The organism is uncultured Nitratireductor sp., assembly GCF_913053745.1.
In the GTDB taxonomy this organism is placed as follows: Bacteria; Pseudomonadota; Alphaproteobacteria; order Rhizobiales; family Rhizobiaceae; genus Nitratireductor.
Genome location: NZ_CAJXGF010000106.1, coordinates 1 through 16,172 on the forward strand (window position 1 = coordinate 1; position 16,172 = coordinate 16,172).

The window sequence follows — 16,172 nt, forward strand, 5'->3', positions numbered from 1 at the left end:
AACCCGGGCAATCCCAACGGCTTCATACACTGGGACGCCGACACGTCGATCAGGCCGTTGCCCATCGGCGTCCAAGGTGTCTTGAGCCTGAAAAAACAAGACGGCGATGTGGGCGGTTTCCAGTGCATACCCGAACTGTTCGAGCATTTCGACGAATGGGTGAAAACCCAACCTGATGATCGCGATCCGATGCACCCGGACACGACCGGCTTCTCGATCACCAATATCGACATGGATGCCGGCGACCTTCTGATCTTCAACTCGCTGCTGGCGCATGGTGTGCGCCCCAACCATTCGAAAGACCGCGTGCGGATGGCGCAATATGTGTCGATGCACCCGGCCGAATACGAGAACGAAGAAGAACGGAAAGAGCGCATCCGCCTTTGGCGCGAACTGGATCACCCCAAACGCGACGCATTCCCCGGCGATCCGCGCGATTGGGAGAAGAAAAATGCCGAGACCGCCAAGCTCACGGAACTGGGGGAAAAGCTCTTGGGGTTGAAGGCTTGGGAATGAGGTAGAGGAAGGGGGCGGTGCGAAAGCCGCCCCGCCTTGGCACCAAATCACATTTCAACACACCGGCGAGACTGACCGCCGAAATCCGTATCGGTTGTTGCGTGCAAACAAACGCGCTTTTGTGTCCCGCAACTTAGCCAGCGCCCCTGCGCCCCCTTACCGCCAAGCGATACACCCATCCGGTGACATGCACAGCACGGCAAAGATGATCGAGCCTGTGAGGTAATTTCACCTTCAAGCAATCCCAGCTATGACCGCGAAAGGTTCGAACCGTGTCCGGATCTGGAGCCGGTCGCAAACCCGGCGTCTTCACCGATACCCAGCCCAATGCGCTGTCACGATCCAGGCGCGCGAATCGAACAACACCCCTTCATCGGTCGAATGCGCCTCCAGCAGGTGGTGCAACTGCGGAAGCGGCTTGTCGGCAAACGGAGCCATAGCCGCACGCTGGTCCTCCGTAAGAAAAACATCGATGACGGCCTCATGCGCGGCATCGACGTCCGAGCCGTAAAAGACGGGTTCGTGGACCTCGGTGAAATCGACCGATGCAAAGCCGGCCGCAGTCAGAACGCATTCCGTCACGCGGGGGTCGCCCAATGAGAAGGCCGGGCTGTCGTCTCCGGAAGAGAAACCGGCAGGCGTCAAAGCATGCTGAATGGCAAGCGCCCATTCATTGCACGCAAAGGGCTGCCAAACCATCAACACAAGACGCCCGTCGGGCCGCATCGCCCGACCGACATTTGCAAACGCGATCGTCGGGTGGGCAAAGAACATCGTACCGAAGCGGCTGATACAAAGGTCGAAACACGCGGCCGGGAAACCGTGCACCTGGGCATCGCCCAGTTCGAAGGCGACGTTGCCCAGCCCCGCCTCCGCACACCGTTGACGGGCGACTTCGAGCATCTCCTGCGAAACATCCACGCCGAGGGCGCTTCCCATCTTTGCAGCGCGGGCCGCGTCCCGCGTCGATTGTCCGGCACCGCAGCCTATATCAAGCACGCGGTCGTGCAGGCCGACGTCCATTGCGGCGCGGAAATGTTGATGATGCCGTCTGAGTTCGGCGTCGTAGAAATCTGCGCGGTCGACCGCCATCACCGCGCCTCCCGTTCTGGCCGACTCTGTTTCCGTTCCCGGCTCAATGCCAGTTGCACGGTCGGCCGCGCTTCGATGCGTGACACATAGTTTCGATACGGTTCACCCAACGAAAACCCCATCTCGAGCGCACCCCGCGCCATGACGAAGAGATAGGCGTCCGCCACGCCGAATGCCTCACCGAAGAGGCAATCGCGGTTGATATACGGGGCAAGGAAGCCGAACCACCGTACGATATCGACTTCAAGCGTTTCGCGGGCGTCCTCCGGAAGCGAAAAGTAAATCGGAAACCGCTTGTGGATCTCGATGGCGATGAGGCTGAGCGTCTCCAGCAACCGATAGCGCCCCAGCGCCCCGGACGGCGCTAATTCCGGCGCCTGGTCGGCAATCCAGGTAAGAATAGCCACATTCTCCGTGAGGACTGCGCCATCGTCCAGCATCAAGGCGGGCACCAGTCCCTTGGAGTTGATGGCAAGGTAGCTGCTTCCATCGCCAAGCTGTCTCGTTTCGATATCGACCTCCACGATGTCGAATGCGAAACCGGTTTCCAGAAGCGCAATATGACCGGCAAGGCTGCTGAACTCAGGGGCAAAAAAGAATTTCATGACCAGCTCCATTCATGCGGACAAACGAGTGCGAGCCTATGCGCCGTGCAGCGGATCCGTGAGAGCGCGCCGCCGAAAAAGCCAGACAGAAGAGTCTGTGTTCAGTCATCACGGGTCGGATTCGCGCCACTCGCCGCGTCACTCCGATAAGCAGGTAAAACCGAATTTCATTCGGCAATTTATAAAAACACACGAATTAAATTCTGAAAAGAATCAATAGACGAACACCGCAAAGAACAGACGGTATTCGACAAACTGCACGAAAGGCGCGCCCACCCCTTACGCCTGGCCGAACGAGATTAGGCCTACACAAGACGCGCTGTGGATACGCATTCGCCCCGTTATCGACCCGCGCGAGCAACGATTTACTTCTCGCCTGAACATGCAAAACGGCGACGGTGCCATGAGGAGGCGCGCGAATTCGAGAGCTTCGACTTGCTTCGAGACGATACCGGATATCGGTTTCGGGGCGTGCTTCCACCTCAGACACACGTGTTGACCTTTATGTGGAGGTCGGAATGATCTGCCCTCATTTAAGTCGCAAAGTTCCGTCACGTGTGACGGCGCGGGAGACGATTAACGAATGGATTTTTACCAAATGTATAGAACAGTTTTTTCCGTTGTATCAGTTCTTTTTCTCGCCAGCCCCGTGCTTGCAGCAAACGAGGCCCCACGTTTCGACCGTTTCGAGGTGAACGCTGACTCCATCGAAGTGGATGACGACAACATCATGCATGCCAGCGGCAATGTCGTACTGACAGACGAAAACACCGAAATCCACATGGACAGGGCCACGATATCCGTCAAGGACGGCAGAACAATCATCGAAGCGGCCAGCGAGCGCGAAGACACATCGAAATAGGTCCGCGGCCTCGGGCGAGACCGGGGTTCAACTTCGAACAAGGTCTCGCCATCTTTGAACAGTCCAGGTCGATTTCGGCGGGTAAGGGACGAGAAATCCAATCTCGGCAAAGGAGCGTCCGCTTACCCTCGCTTGCCCCGTGGCCGAGCCAACCTCCGCGCCTCATTCAAATGCGACGCCGATCTCGGTTAAGCTGCGCCAGCGGATCACCGCCGGCCGCACGCGATCGCTGCCTTCGATCTCGACATAAACCGCATCGGGAACCGCGCAGATATCGCCGAAGCGGATACGGGCACCCTCATCGCTGAAATCCAGCACAACGCCAAGAAGCATGCATTCGCCATTCTTCCAGTACAACTTGGCGCGTCGTTCCGCGTCTTCACGGGCAGCCTCGCGCCGTTCGGCGGGAACCGGACGCTCCGGGTCCGGGCCTGTTTTCGTGTCCGACATCACCTTCACCTCCTCGCGATGAGTGGTTCCATCACGCCTTACTGAGCGAAAAACGTGCCAGAAACCTGTTTCATCCCGGGACAAGGCAAAAAGCGATCCGGACCAGCCAAGAGTCCAGATCAGCAAAGAGAAAGGCCGCGGGCGATGCCGCGGCCTTCTGTAATGACAATGCAGAAAGAACTAGTTCTTTTCCTTGTCCACCAGCTTGTTCTTGGAGATCCACGGCATCATGCCGCGCAGCTTCTCGCCCACTTCCTCGATCGGATGCTCGTCGTTCAGGCGACGGGTGGCCTTGAAACGGGCGGCGCCGGCGTGCCATTCCTGCATCCACTCGGTGGTGAAGCGGCCGGACTGGATGTCGTGGAGAACGCGCTTCATTTCCGCCTTGGTTTCGGCCGTGATGATGCGCGGACCGGTAACGTACTCGCCCCACTCGGCAGTGTTTGAGATCGAGTAATTCATGTTGGCGATGCCGCCCTCATAAATGAGGTCGACGATGAGCTTCACTTCGTGCAGGCACTCGAAATAGGCCATTTCAGGCGCGTAGCCGCCCTCGACCAGCGTCTCGAAGCCGGCGCGGATGAGCTCGACCAGACCGCCGCACAGAACGACCTGCTCACCGAACAGATCCGTCTCGCACTCTTCGCGGAACGTGGTTTCGATCACGCCGGAGCGACCGCCGCCGACACCGCAGGCGTAGGACAGGCCAAGGTCCAGCGCATTGCCCGAAGCGTCCTGATGAACGGCGACAAGGCAAGGCACGCCGCCGCCCTTTTCGTATTCGCCGCGCACGGTGTGACCCGGGCCCTTCGGCGCAACCATGAGCACATCGACAGACTTTTTCGGCTCGATCAGGCCGAAATGCACATTGAGACCGTGTGCGAAAGCGATGGCCGCACCGTCGCGGATATTCGGCGCGATTTCGGCATTGTAGATACCGGCCTGCAGCTCGTCGGGCGTGGCCATCATCATCAGATCGGCCCACCCGGCCGCCTCGGCTACCGTCATCACCTTGAGACCGTCGGCCTCGACCTTCTTGGCGGTTGCCGAACCGGCACGCAACGCAACGGCGATGTCCTTGACACCGGAATCCTTCAGGTTCAATGCGTGCGCGCGCCCCTGGCTGCCATAACCGATGATGGCGACCTTCTTGCCCTTGATGAGATTGAGATCGGCATCGCGATCATAATAAACCCGCATACTCAATTCCTTTCTTGATCCAACTCACTGTTGTGTATTCTCGACCGCCTCAGAGCCTATCCGCGCGCGTCGTCTCGTTTTCCCGCGCTCCGAAGAGAACGAAAAACCGGTCCACCGCCTCCTCTGCGAGAGCGGCGTAATGCTCGGGCCGGCGCACGCCGGCCTCGCCCAGAAGCATGCGCACATGAAGGTCGCGCACAATCAGGCCATACAATGTGTGATAGGCAGAATCGCGGTCGTTGTAGGAGATCAGACCACGTTGCCTGCCGGCCTCCAAAAGCGCGCCGGCACGTTTATCAATACCATGCCGGCCTCGCTCGATCAGGAGCGCTCCAAGCCGGCTGCCTTCCCGGCTGGCCTGTCCTATGGCCAACCGGTTAAGCGCCAGCGATACATCGCCGCCCAAAACCTGCAAGAGATCATTTGCGAAATCCACCAAATGTGCGCGGAACCGGTCGAGATCGAGCCTCTCGCCGCTGTCGATCCGGGCGCGCACCTTGCTCGCCTGATGAGCGATCATGGCAGCCAGAAGCCCGTCGCGGTCACCGAACCATTTGTAGAGGCTTTCCTTGGAACAGTTGGCCGCGCGCGCCAGCCCAGCTGTCGTCAACGCGCGCTCGCCGCCTTCCATCAGAAGCCCGAGTGCCTTGTCCAGAACCGCGCGCTGGCGCGGTGTGAATGTATCCTGCGTTTCCGGCTTGTGGCGCACGAAGGTCGCTGTCCCCGATTATGGATCGTACCGTACGGTACGGTTCTGTCATACGGGCCAACAGAATGCAAGCGGGTTTGCGCCGATAGAAGCCTTCTACGACAATGTGGAAAGGTGAGAGCCGAGCGGCTTCGCGGTCAACTCGCCTGATCGAAGCGCTCGCGCGCGACGAGCGCGGCCGCGTGATTGTCCTGCGCCCAGCACACCAGGTCGTGAAGGGCCCGAACATGGAGCGGCGGAGATCGCGTAGGATCTGCGTCAACGGGCCAAATGGTTCCTTAGGGGTAACCACTGGCAGAAAAACTGCCTTCTTTACGCCTGGAGAACCCTGCGCATGGCATCGCCATTAACGCCCGCACTGACGCATCTGCTGCGCGTAACTGCTAGCCATGCTCGCAGCCTTGCGGGCGGATTTCTGCATCTGCGGATTGTTGCGCCACACGCCACGTCGATAGCCTGCATGGCCGGCGTAATAGTTGAGATACAGACCGTAAGCGTCGTTAAGGGCCACGCCATTGGTGCGGTAACTGGTCTGGTGATACCAGCCGACGAAATCCACCGCATCGGCGAAACTGCTCCGCCGCGCCATCGGATTGCCCGTCTCGCGCTTGTAGCTCTGCCAGGTGCCATCCAGAGCCTGGGAATAACCATAAGCGCTGGAGGCGCGCTTCCAGGGGATGAAACCGAGCAGCTTACGACGCGGCGGCCGTGCATCGGCGTCGAAGCCGGATTCGATGCGGATGGTCGCCATCAGGACCTCTGCCGGCACGCCGTATTTGCGCTCGGCACGCTTGGCCTGCGTATACCAGCCGCCGAAAAAGCTCTGCTTCTGGTCGAAAACGGAACACACATTGTTAATGCTGCGCGGCGTCGAGGCACAGCCTGCCAACGCCAGCGCGAGCAGCACGGACACTGCAACGATACGCATGGAACACCTCTAAACCGGGCCCATCCATACGTTAGGGAATCCTAAGAAACCCTATCGGGGCGCGTTAACGCTCGCGGCAATGCCGTGACCATTTGCGGGCGATTTAGAGATGCCGCTAGCCATCGCAGGCGCGCATGAACCGGCGCACGGTCTCGGCCATGCCGTGTTCGAGCGCGTCGGCGGTCAACCCATGACCGATCGATACTTCGCAAAGTGCGGGCACGCGGCGCGCCAAAGCAGGAAGATTGGCAACCGTGAGATCGTGTCCGGCATTGACACCGAGCCCCTGCGCGGCGGCGGCGGCGGCCGTTTTTCCAATCTTTTCCAGTTCGATAGAGGCTTTTTCGGAATCTTCGTGGCAAGCGCTGTAAGGTCCGGTGTAAAGCTCGATCCGATCCGCCCCCAGATCCGCCGCCGCCGGCACCTGATCGGGATCGGGATCGGCGAAGAGCGACACGCGAAAGCCTTGCTTCTTCAGCCGCGCGACGATGGGCCCGAGAAAACCTCCCTGCCCTGCGAAGTCCCAGCCATGGTCCGAGGTGGCCTGCGCCGGATCGTCGGGCACCAGCGTCACCTGTTCCGGCTGATGCTCTTCCACCAGCATCAGAAAATCCTCGGAAGGATAACCCTCGATGTTGAATTCACGGTCGGGAAACTCGTCGTCGATCAACGCCCGGATTTCCGGCAGATCGGAAAAGCGGATATGACGCTGATCCGGGCGGGGATGCACGGTCAAACCACAGGCGCCAGCCTCAAGCGCGATGCGGCCGAGTCCCGTCACACTCGGCCAGGGCAGATCGCGCCGATTGCGCAACATGGCGACGGCATTGAGATTGACGGAGAGTTTTGCCGGCATTGTGTGTCCGCTTCCTTGTGGCTCAACGTGCGATGTCATCGCTGCATAGCGCGTTCGGCAAGGAACGGACAGGGCCCAGATCGCGTTGTCGGTTTATGCAAGTGGGAGAGCGGTCAGGAGCAAGGGTATGACCATCAACGACAATCCCCCCAATGTGCGGCGCATCGAGACCAACCGCGACGATGCCTACGCGTTCGAGATCGTCGGCCATGTCACCGCGTCGGATATGGAAAATCTTTACGGGCTTCTGGAAGGTGCCTACGAGGTGCACGACAAGATCGACGTTCTGGTCATTATCCACGATTACGAGGGCTTCGACTGGCAGGCGGCCTTCAAGGAACAGACAATGACGGGCAAGACCAACGCGCTCAAGCACATCCGCAGATACGCGGTGGCCGGAGGGCCGGCCTGGATGGGCACCACCATCGCCTTCTTCCGCCCGTTCTTCTCGATGGAAATGGAGTATTTTCCCTATGAAAAGGTCGAGGAAGCCTGGCAATGGCTGGAGGCCGAACCCGGTCCGACGCCGACGTGAGGAACCCCTCTAGCGGACGATGGTCAACCGCTCCGAAGCTCGGGTGACGGCGGTGTAAAGCCAGCGCTGGCGCGTGTCCCGGAACGCATAGCTCTCGTCGAAAAGCACCACTTCGTCCCATTGAGAGCCCTGTGCCTTGTGCACGGTCAGCGCATACCCGTAGTCGAAATCGTCAAAGCGCTTCTTCGTTTGCCAGGGTATGTCGGCTTCCGGATCTTCGAACGCGGCTTTCAAGAGCTTGATCTTGGCCACGCCGCGATCGGGATCGTCCTCCTCGGGCGAAACCAGCAGATTGATGCCGGGTTTGACCGTCTCGCGCGACGAAGTCATCACCTTCCACAGCGAACCGTTCAAAAGCCCCTTGGCGGGGTCGTTGCGCAGACACACGAGCTTGTCGCCAGCCTGCGGATAACCGGCATCGAACCCTTTGAGCTCGCGCAAGCGCTGATTGTAGCGACGACGAGTCCGATTGGTGCCCACAAGCACCTGATCGGCCGAAAGCACCAAATCCTGATCGACCTCGGCCTTGGAGATGACCTGCGCCGCGCCGTAATCGCCATATGAAATCTCCCGCCCCTCTCGCACGTCGAGCGCAAGCTGGATAATGGGATTGTCGCGCGCCTGACGATGGATTTCCGTCAGGAGATGGTCCGGTTCGTGCTCGGTGAAAAAACCGCCGCCGGAAATCGGCGGAAGCTGACCGGGATCGCCCAGAACGAGGATCGGCGTTCCGAACGACAGGAGGTCGCGTCCCAAGGCCTCGTCCACCATGGAGCACTCGTCGATGATGACCATCGCCGCCTTGGCGATAGGACTTTGACGGTTGAGCGAAAAGGTCGGCGACATGGAGGTGCGTCCGGTCACCTCGTCTTCCACCTCTTCCTCACCACGTGGACGATAGATCAGTGAATGGATGGTGCGGGCGTTGGTGGCTCCGCGCGACCGCAGAACCTGCGCGGCCTTGCCGGTAAAAGCGGCGAACTGAACCTCGCCGTCGACGTGCTCGGCAAAGTAACGCGCCAGTGTGGTCTTGCCCGTACCGGCATAACCGAACAGGCGGAAAATCTGGCTTTGACCGGCCTTCAGCCAGCGCGCTACGGCATTCAGCGCTGCATCCTGTTGCGGGGAAAACTCCATGCGCTCCAAAAAGCAGATTCGCCCCCGCCTGAACAGGCCGCAATCGCTCTATTAATGCGGCGACAGGTCCCGGCCGGGCCACGTGGTGACAGGCGGTTCCGGCATGATGTCCTCCCCCAAATGGGTCGTTACGTGGAGAATGTCGCTCCACAATTCATCCTTGCCATTGTCATTGAGCACACGGAGCATGACGAGATAGCGTTTGCGGGCCCTCACCCCGCAGACCGGTGGCGAGCGCAGATTGTATCGCTTGCGCCAGCGCTGCACTCTCTTTCGCACCACATAATAGCCATTGCCGGCGGGATCCTCGAAACTTACCTCGATGATCGCTCCATGGCGAAGATGCCTGATTTGCTTCACCAGAAGATCGTAGTGAATTTCCGAACTGGTGTGGTCAATCGTGAGCTCGCCACCGAGAACATCCAGAAGCGGTCGGTCGTCCGAGACCTCATAGGTCATCCAGCCGATGGCGAACAGCAGAACGCACGCGACAATCATCGCGATGAACAATCGGCATGTGACAGCGGTCTCATCGAACCGTGCCATACGATCACTCCGTGACCCAAGCCGCGGCACTTAAACATATAGCCGGCTAATTATCCAGTTGAAATCGCCTCGCGAACGTCTGGTTTGTGCGGCCTGCCCACATGAAGCGCCGCCTCTAAAGGCAGGACCTAGCGGAGCATCGGCCAAAGGGTCGCGGCGAGCGCCAGGCCCATGACAATGTTGAACCATTTGAGACGCACCGGATCGGCAAGGAAACCGCGAAGCGCGACACCGAAACCGGCCCATACGGACACGCTGGGAAAATTCACGACAACGAAGGCGAGCGCCACCAGAAGGACGGTGAGAAAGGGGGCGGCAGGGTCGGTGTAAACCGCCATCGCGGTCAACGCCATCACCCAAGCCTTCGGGTTCACCCACTGGAAGGCGGCGGCCTCAAAAAACGTCATCGGCACCGCCTTGCCGTCACCGCCCTGCCCGAGCGCGCGCGACATGGCGATACGCCAGGCGAGATAGAGCAGATAGCCGCCTCCGACGATCTTCAAAACCAGATGCAATGCGGGCGCCGCGGTAAGCAATGCACCGAGGCCGAATCCAACGGCAAGAAGCAGTGACGCGAAGCCGCCGGCGATACCGAGCATGTGCGGAATGGTACGCCGGAACCCGAAATTCACGCCGGAGGCCAACAGCATGAAATTGTTGGGACCCGGGGTCACCGAAGAAACGAAAGAAAAGACCAGCAAGGCAAGAAAGACGTCGAATGACAACCATTCGCTCCCGAAAGACACCCGGCGCACGGGCAATAAGGACAGCATTATCGACCCGCCTTCAGGCACAAGCCATGTGAAACTTGTCCCCCAGGCCCGAAAAATTGTCCCCCGCTCCGGTTGGAGGCGACGCCTACATGCCGTCGGGGCCCCGGTTCATGGCCGCCACGCCGGTGCGGCAGACCTCGACCAGTCCCAGCGGCTTCATGATCGCTATAAACTGTTCGATCTTGGAGACACGGCCCGTGATCTCGAAGATGAAGTGCTCGGTGTTGGCATCGATCACCTGCGCGCGGAAAGCATCCGCCAGGCGCAGAGCCTCGACACGGTTGTCCCCTTCTCCACGAACCTTGACCAGCGCCAGCTCGCGCTCCATCGGGCGGTCGTGGCCACGTTCGTCGGCGACAACGGAAAGATCCACCACGCGGTGAACCGGAACGATACGCTCGAGCTGATGCTTGATCTGCTCGAGCACATGGCCCGTCCCGCGCGTCACGATTGTGATGCGCGAAAGATGGCGCTCATGCTCGGTCTCGGAAACGGTGAGGCTGTCGATGTTGTAGCCGCGACCGGAGAACAGGCCGATCACCCGGGCCAGAACGCCCGGTTCGTTGTCGACGAGGATCGCCAGTGTATGCGTCTCGGCGGCTTCGGTTTCCTTGGTGATGAAATAGGCAGAGCCGGTGGGTTGTAGCTGCGCGTTCATTGCATGAATCTCTTTTGCAAAACCATCGTGTAACGGACTGAAAACAAAGCGCATCACCCGCTGGGCGAGGCGCTCCGAAACCGTCAGACCAATTGCCTGCCCTTCTCGTCGATCGCGTTGGCGACCACGTCGTCGCTCGCCTCGTCGGGCAGCAGCATCTCGTTATGCGCCTTGCCGGACGGGATCATGGGGAAGCAGTTGGCGAGCGCCGCCACACGGCAATCGAAAATCACCGGCTTGTTCACCTCGATCATCTCGCGGATGGCGTCGTCGAGCGCAGCAGGCTTGTCGCACATGATGCCATGGCAGCCATAAGCTTCCGCCAGTTTGACGAAATCGGGCATCGCCTCCGTGTAGGAGTGCGACAGGCGGTTGCCATGCAGAAGCTGCTGCCACTGGCGAACCATGCCCATATACTGGTTGTTCAGAATGAAGATCTTGATCGGCGCATTATGCTGCACCGCAGCGCTCATCTCCTGGATCGTCATCTGCACGGAGGCATCGCCGGCGATGTCGACGACCAGTGCATCCGGATGCGCGATCTGAACGCCGAGCGCCGCCGGCAGGCCATAACCCATTGTGCCCAGACCGCCCGATGTCATCCAGCGATTGGGCGCTTCGAAGCCGAAATGCTGCGCGGCCCACATCTGATGCTGACCGACTTCGGTCGTGACATAAACGTCGCGATCCCTGGTCAGTTCGTACAGTCGCTGGATCGCGTATTGCGGCATGATGACGTCGTCATTCGGCCTGTAAGCCAGCGAATCGCGTGCGCGCCAGATATCGATCTGCGTCCACCATGGCTTGAGCGCGCTCCTGTCAGCCTTCGTGGTGGCGCGCCACAACCGCACCAAGTCTTCCAGAATGCGGCCGGCATCGCCGATGATGGGCACGTCGACCCGGACATTCTTGTTGATCGATGATGGATCGATGTCGATGTGAATCTTACGCGAGTTGGGCGAGAAGGCATCGAGGCGGCCGGTGATGCGGTCATCGAAACGCGCGCCGATGCACAGCATCACGTCGCAATCGTGCATGGCCATGTTTGCTTCATAGGTGCCGTGCATCCCCAGCATGCCGAGCCAGTTGTCGCCCGAAGCGGGATAGGCACCCAGCCCCATCAGTGTCGAGGTGATGGGGAAGCCGGTCAGTTCGACCAGTTCGCGCAGGAGATGGCTCGCCTCGGGACCGGCGTTGACGACGCCGCCACCCGAATAGATCACAGGCTTTTTGGCATGCGCCATCAATTCGATCGCCGCCTTGATCTGATTGATGTCGCCCTGCTCCTGCGGGTGATAGCTGGTGCGCGGGGCTGTCTGCGGCGGCGTGTAGGTGCCCTTGGCGAACTGAATATCCTTGGGAATGTCGACCACGACCGGACCGGGGCGTCCCGTGGTCGCCACGTGGAACGCCTCGTGAATGATCGACGCAAGCTGGTTGACGTCCTTCACCAGCCAGTTGTGCTTGGTGCAAGGCCGGGTGATGCCGACGGTGTCGCATTCCTGAAAGGCATCGGAGCCAATCAGGGCGGTGGGAACCTGACCGCTGATGCACACCAGCGGAATGGAATCCATCAGCGCGTCCTGCAGAGGCGTCACCGCATTGGTGGCGCCAGGACCAGAGGTCACCAGCATCACGCCGGCCTTGCCGGTGGCACGCGCATAGCCTTCCGCCGCATGTCCCGCCCCCTGCTCGTGGCGTACAAGGATGTGCCGGACCTCTTCCTGTTGGAAAAGTTCGTCGTAGATGGGGAGTACGGCGCCACCGGGATACCCGAAAATATTCTCGACCCCGTTGTCCTTGAGCGCCTGAACGACGATTTCGGCCCCCGTCATCTCCTGATGGGCGGACATATCCGCTGCTGGCTCCGACACTGCCTTGTTCATCTTGGTCTTTCCGTTCTGTCTACCGGCGAAGTTTGTTTAACCGCCCCGTGCCTCCGAAGAAACACCGGGCCAATAAAAAAGGCCCCCGAAGGAGCCTCTGTTTCGCGCATGGGATGCTTTCGCCAGACGGCTACGCCGCCTTGCCCATGCGCCTTCCTACGATAAGAATGTTTCCTGTCATCATGGATGCGCACAATAAGGTTGCTTGAACGCCGCGTCAACCGGCTTGCGCAGACCAGTTGAACGGTCCTGTTTACCTGCCCTCAACCATCCCCAAACACGGCGTCTTAACCTCATACCCCTAGGGTCCACGATCAGGGATAATGGGGTGGCACAATGTTTGTGGAAGGCGGAACGACGCAAGGCGAAACCACGTCGCAGGAAAGACGCGCAGCCGATCAGCCGCGCAGGCGTCTGCTCGGCCATGTGGTCCATTGCGACGGCGCCCGCGCCACCATCGCCGCCGACACCGAGATCGACGATGACGGCCAGCCCAATTACTGGACCGTGGGCAAAATGATCTCCATCAATCTGGGAACCACGCGCACGGTCGGTCTCGTCTACGCCGTGGAACGGCCCGACCACCGCTGGCGCAACGACGAAACAAACCCCATCGCCATATCCGTCGAACTGGTCGGCGAGGTGCGCGACCGCGGCGCCGAGCCCGTTTTCGACCGGGGCATCACCGAGTATCCGCATATCGGCGCACCGGCCCACCGCATTCGCTCGCGCGACCTGCAGGCGGTCTACGACCTTGCAGGACGCCAGCAGGCCGTCGTCGGCAAGTTGTCGCAGGATGAGGCCATCGACGCCTGCATCGCCGTAGACGATACGCTCAACCGCCACTTCGCCGTGGTCGGCACCACAGGTGTCGGCAAATCCTCGGCTGTGTCGCTTCTCCTGCGCAAGACCATCGCATCCCGGCCGGATCTGCGCGTGCTCATTCTCGATCCGCACAACGAATTTGCCTCGGCGCTGCCCGAACACGCGGTCCGGGTCGACACAACCACACTGAACCTCCCCTTCTGGCTGTTTCGGCTGGAGGAACTGGTGGAAGTCTTGTTCCGCGGGCGCGAACCGGTCGCCGAAGAGGTGGAATTGCTTCGCGACCTCATTCCAAATGCCAAGCATCATTATCGCAACCCGGGCAATTCGGCTGCGTTGCGGCGGAACAACGATGGCGGCGGACTGACTGCCGATACGCCGGTGCCCTACCGCATGGCCGATGTTCTCAAGGAGATCGACGAACGGGTCGGCTTGCTCGACACCAAGACCGAGCGGCCGCTCTACCGCAGCCTGAAAGCGCGCATAGAAGCGGCGGTCAACGACCCGCGCTACCGTTTCATGTTCGCCGCGCGCGTTATCGAAGACACGATCCACGAAACGATCGGCAAGCTTTTCCGCATTCCCAGCCACGGCAAGACAGTGACTTGCTTCGAGATGGCGGGCATGCCCCCGGAGGTGGTCAACTCCGTCTGCTCCATCATGGCCCGCCTTGCCTTTGACCTGGCATTGTGGAGCGAGGGCAGGCTCAATCTTCTGGTGGTGTGCGAGGAAGCCCACCGCTACATGCCGGCCGACCCGCGGCTGGGCTTTGCGCCCACCCGCCATGCGCTCGCCCGCATCGCCAAGGAAGGCCGCAAATATGGCTGCTATCTCGGTGTGGTGACACAGCGGCCCGGCGAACTCGACCCGACGGTCCTCTCCCAGTGCTCGACCGTGTTCGCAATGCGGCTTGCCAATGACCAGGACCAGGCGATCATCCGGTCGGCCATAGCGGATTCGTCTGCATCCATGCTGTCCTTCCTCTCGGCCATGGGCCGGCGCGAGGCAATCGCCTTCGGCGAAGGGGTCGCGACAACCATGCGCATGAAGTTCGAGTCTCTGCCGCCGCACGCCCTCCCCGGCCTTCGCGACGGCGAACAGCGCAAAGCCTCGAGCCCCGAGGAGATCGACCGCGAAGTGGACCTGGCGTCTATCGTCAATCGCCTGCGCGACACCGGACGAACCGTGCGCAGCACACAGACCGATACGGCCCCGGACATCGGTTCGCCCGTACCGGCCGGTCTGCAGGCCGGAGACCGTGGCTACGCCCCGCAATCGAACGTCACGGCAGCCGAACGGCAGGAGATTTCATCCGCCCCCTGGTCGCGAGAATCGCCCGGCACAAGCCGGCATGCTGGCGCAACGCCCCAACCGCGCAGCAGGTTCGGAACCCGCTGACCGACACGTCCCCGGCCGATCGATCATGGCAAGAAAACCGCGGTCGTGTCGTTGCGACCGCCGTTTCCGTGAGCAAAAGAATCCCGGCGGACCTGTCAGGCGCAGACGCGGTTGCGACCCAACCGTTTGGCCTCGTACAGCATCTTGTCGGCGCGGCGATAGAACTCTTCGGCCGATTCCCGACCGTTCCAGATCGACAGACCGACGCTGATCGTAACCCGGATGTGCACATTCGATGTTTCGATCATCAGCGCGCCGACCGCGCGGCGAATGCGTTCGGCCAGTTTTACCAGCGATTCGTCGTTCATGTTCGGCGCAACGATGGCGAATTCCTCACCGCCCATCCGCGCCACCACATCGTGATAACGGGTTAGATCTTTCAGACATCGCGCCACGGCACGCAGCACATCGTCACCGACATCGTGCCCATGCGTGTCGTTGACCTGCTTGAAATGATCGAGGTCGAGAACCATCAGGCCAACCGGTTTCTCGATCCGGCGAAACTCCTGAAGATACTCGCGCAGGGCGTCGTCGAAAAACCGACGGTTCTGCATGCCGGTCAGGCTGTCGGTCAGCGCCGCGTGTTGAAGGGATTCAGAGCGCGCGCTGAGGGTTTCCGTCATGGCGCGCAGCTTTCCTTCCTCGCGCACCTGGGTGCGCAGCAGCGGGTAAATGAAGAAAACACCGAAAATAATGGCCGTCGCCAGAAGGACCCCGATGACGAACAAAATCTGGATGAAGCTTCCCAGATCCGGCGGCGCGGGGAACATGCTCACATCGGACCGCAAGAACCAATAGGCATAGGCGAGCAAGCCACCGGCGCTCAGCACAAGGGAAATGAAAACGAAAAACGCGGATTCCGCCTTATGGAAGCGCATGCCTGCCCCGAGAAAAACCTTTGTCGCTTTCTCGCACAGTCTCACTTACGCAAGGTTAATCTCCACAAGTGGAAATGCTTCTATCGCGTGGTTTTGACCTTTCGCTCCGAGAGCTCGGCAAGCGTTTTCGGCAACACCGTCCCCCACGTAAGCGGCAGCCTGTGCCAATCCTCGCCAAGCTGATGACGGAACCACGTCGCCTGTCGCTTGGAATAACGCCGCGTCGCTGTCTTGGCTCGGGCTATGGCATCTTCCAACGCGCATTCGCCACGCAAATAGGGTGCCCGTTCGCGCACGCCGATGGGCTTCATCGCCGGC

Annotated in this window: 17 protein-coding genes and 1 pseudogene; 4 read left to right on the forward strand and 14 right to left on the reverse strand. The window is 60.4% G+C overall.

The annotated features are described in order from the left end of the window. Positions 1 to 516, forward strand: a 516-nt coding sequence (locus tag QZ638_RS16240) for a phytanoyl-CoA dioxygenase family protein (protein ID WP_295812617.1), incomplete at its 5' end; no start/stop codon positions are given. 309 nt (positions 517 to 825) lie between these two features. Here the strand turns inward: QZ638_RS16240 and QZ638_RS16245 are convergent. Together QZ638_RS16245 and QZ638_RS16250 are read right to left on the reverse strand one after the other, a co-directional pair. Further along, entirely contained in the window at positions 826 to 1,608 is a 783-nt protein-coding gene (locus QZ638_RS16245) for a methyltransferase domain-containing protein (RefSeq protein ID WP_295812620.1), read from the reverse strand. Further along, complete coding sequence (locus QZ638_RS16250; protein ID WP_295812624.1) at positions 1,608 to 2,213, reverse strand: glutathione S-transferase N-terminal domain-containing protein; 606 nt, start codon at positions 2,211 to 2,213, stop codon at positions 1,608 to 1,610. The genes QZ638_RS16245 and QZ638_RS16250 overlap by 1 nt, the downstream gene beginning before the upstream one ends. Positions 2,214 to 2,811: 598 nt before the next feature. On the opposite strand from QZ638_RS16250, the gene QZ638_RS16255 reads away from it, so the two are divergent. Continuing rightward, positions 2,812 to 3,075, forward strand: a complete 264-nt coding sequence (locus QZ638_RS16255; protein WP_295812625.1) for an LptA/OstA family protein — start codon at positions 2,812 to 2,814, stop codon at positions 3,073 to 3,075. Positions 3,076 to 3,237: 162 nt separating this feature from the next. Here QZ638_RS16255 and QZ638_RS16260 read toward each other — a convergent pair whose 3' ends face one another. From QZ638_RS16260 to QZ638_RS16280, 5 genes are all read right to left on the reverse strand, one after another. Then, the gene (locus QZ638_RS16260) at positions 3,238 to 3,525 is read right to left on the reverse strand and encodes a PilZ domain-containing protein (protein WP_295812627.1); all 288 of its coding nucleotides are present in this window, start codon (positions 3,523 to 3,525) and stop codon (positions 3,238 to 3,240) included. A 180-nt stretch (positions 3,526 to 3,705) separates the two neighbouring features. Continuing rightward, positions 3,706 to 4,725 carry a ketol-acid reductoisomerase gene (gene ilvC / locus QZ638_RS16265; protein WP_295812629.1) on the reverse strand — a complete coding sequence of 340 codons (1,020 nt, stop codon included), beginning with the start codon at positions 4,723 to 4,725 and terminating at the stop codon, positions 3,706 to 3,708. Between the two features lie 49 nt (positions 4,726 to 4,774). Then, positions 4,775 to 5,434, reverse strand: coding sequence for a TetR/AcrR family transcriptional regulator (locus QZ638_RS16270; RefSeq protein WP_295812632.1), 660 nt, complete (start codon positions 5,432 to 5,434; stop codon positions 4,775 to 4,777). Positions 5,435 to 5,780: 346 nt separating this feature from the next. Beyond that, a complete protein-coding gene (locus QZ638_RS16275; protein WP_295812634.1) occupies positions 5,781 to 6,362 on the reverse strand; it encodes a hypothetical protein in 582 nt (193 codons plus the stop codon). 115 nt (positions 6,363 to 6,477) lie between these two features. Next, positions 6,478 to 7,218, reverse strand: coding sequence for a pyridoxine 5'-phosphate synthase (locus QZ638_RS16280; protein ID WP_295812637.1), 741 nt, complete (start codon positions 7,216 to 7,218; stop codon positions 6,478 to 6,480). A 127-nt stretch (positions 7,219 to 7,345) separates the two neighbouring features. Between QZ638_RS16280 and QZ638_RS16285 the strand changes: the two genes are divergently transcribed. Further along, positions 7,346 to 7,753 (forward strand): STAS/SEC14 domain-containing protein, encoded by a 408-nt coding sequence (locus tag QZ638_RS16285; RefSeq protein WP_295812639.1) that lies wholly within the window; start codon positions 7,346 to 7,348, stop codon positions 7,751 to 7,753. Between the two features lie 9 nt (positions 7,754 to 7,762). On the opposite strand, the gene QZ638_RS16290 is transcribed toward QZ638_RS16285, so the two are convergent. The 5 genes from QZ638_RS16290 to QZ638_RS16310 all read right to left on the reverse strand — a co-directional run bounded on the left by QZ638_RS16290 (position 7,763) and on the right by QZ638_RS16310 (position 12,753). Next, positions 7,763 to 8,890 (reverse strand): ATP-dependent RecD-like DNA helicase, encoded by a 1,128-nt coding sequence (locus QZ638_RS16290; RefSeq protein ID WP_295812642.1) that lies wholly within the window; start codon positions 8,888 to 8,890, stop codon positions 7,763 to 7,765. Between the two features lie 51 nt (positions 8,891 to 8,941). Beyond that, positions 8,942 to 9,436, reverse strand: a complete 495-nt coding sequence (locus QZ638_RS16295; RefSeq protein ID WP_295812644.1) for a hypothetical protein — start codon at positions 9,434 to 9,436, stop codon at positions 8,942 to 8,944. A gap of 128 nt (positions 9,437 to 9,564) precedes the next feature. After that, positions 9,565 to 10,161, reverse strand: a complete 597-nt coding sequence (locus QZ638_RS16300) for a LysE family translocator (RefSeq protein ID WP_295812646.1) — start codon at positions 10,159 to 10,161, stop codon at positions 9,565 to 9,567. Between the two features lie 133 nt (positions 10,162 to 10,294). Further along, positions 10,295 to 10,867, reverse strand: coding sequence for an acetolactate synthase small subunit (ilvN, locus tag QZ638_RS16305; RefSeq protein WP_295812649.1), 573 nt, complete (start codon positions 10,865 to 10,867; stop codon positions 10,295 to 10,297). An 83-nt stretch (positions 10,868 to 10,950) separates the two neighbouring features. Beyond that, positions 10,951 to 12,753 carry an acetolactate synthase 3 large subunit gene (locus tag QZ638_RS16310; protein WP_295812651.1) on the reverse strand — a complete coding sequence of 601 codons (1,803 nt, stop codon included), beginning with the start codon at positions 12,751 to 12,753 and terminating at the stop codon, positions 10,951 to 10,953. Positions 12,754 to 13,089: 336 nt separating this feature from the next. Here QZ638_RS16310 and QZ638_RS16315 point away from each other — a divergent pair, with 336 nt between their 5' ends. Further along, positions 13,090 to 14,976, forward strand: coding sequence for an ATP-binding protein (locus QZ638_RS16315; RefSeq protein ID WP_295812657.1), 1,887 nt, complete (start codon positions 13,090 to 13,092; stop codon positions 14,974 to 14,976). Between the two features lie 95 nt (positions 14,977 to 15,071). Here the strand turns inward: QZ638_RS16315 and QZ638_RS16320 are convergent, their stop codons facing one another. Then, complete coding sequence (locus QZ638_RS16320) at positions 15,072 to 15,854, reverse strand: GGDEF domain-containing protein (protein WP_295812660.1); 783 nt, start codon at positions 15,852 to 15,854, stop codon at positions 15,072 to 15,074. A gap of 80 nt (positions 15,855 to 15,934) precedes the next feature. Continuing rightward, positions 15,935 to 16,172, reverse strand: a pseudogene (locus QZ638_RS16325) (hypothetical protein); the annotation flags it as partial.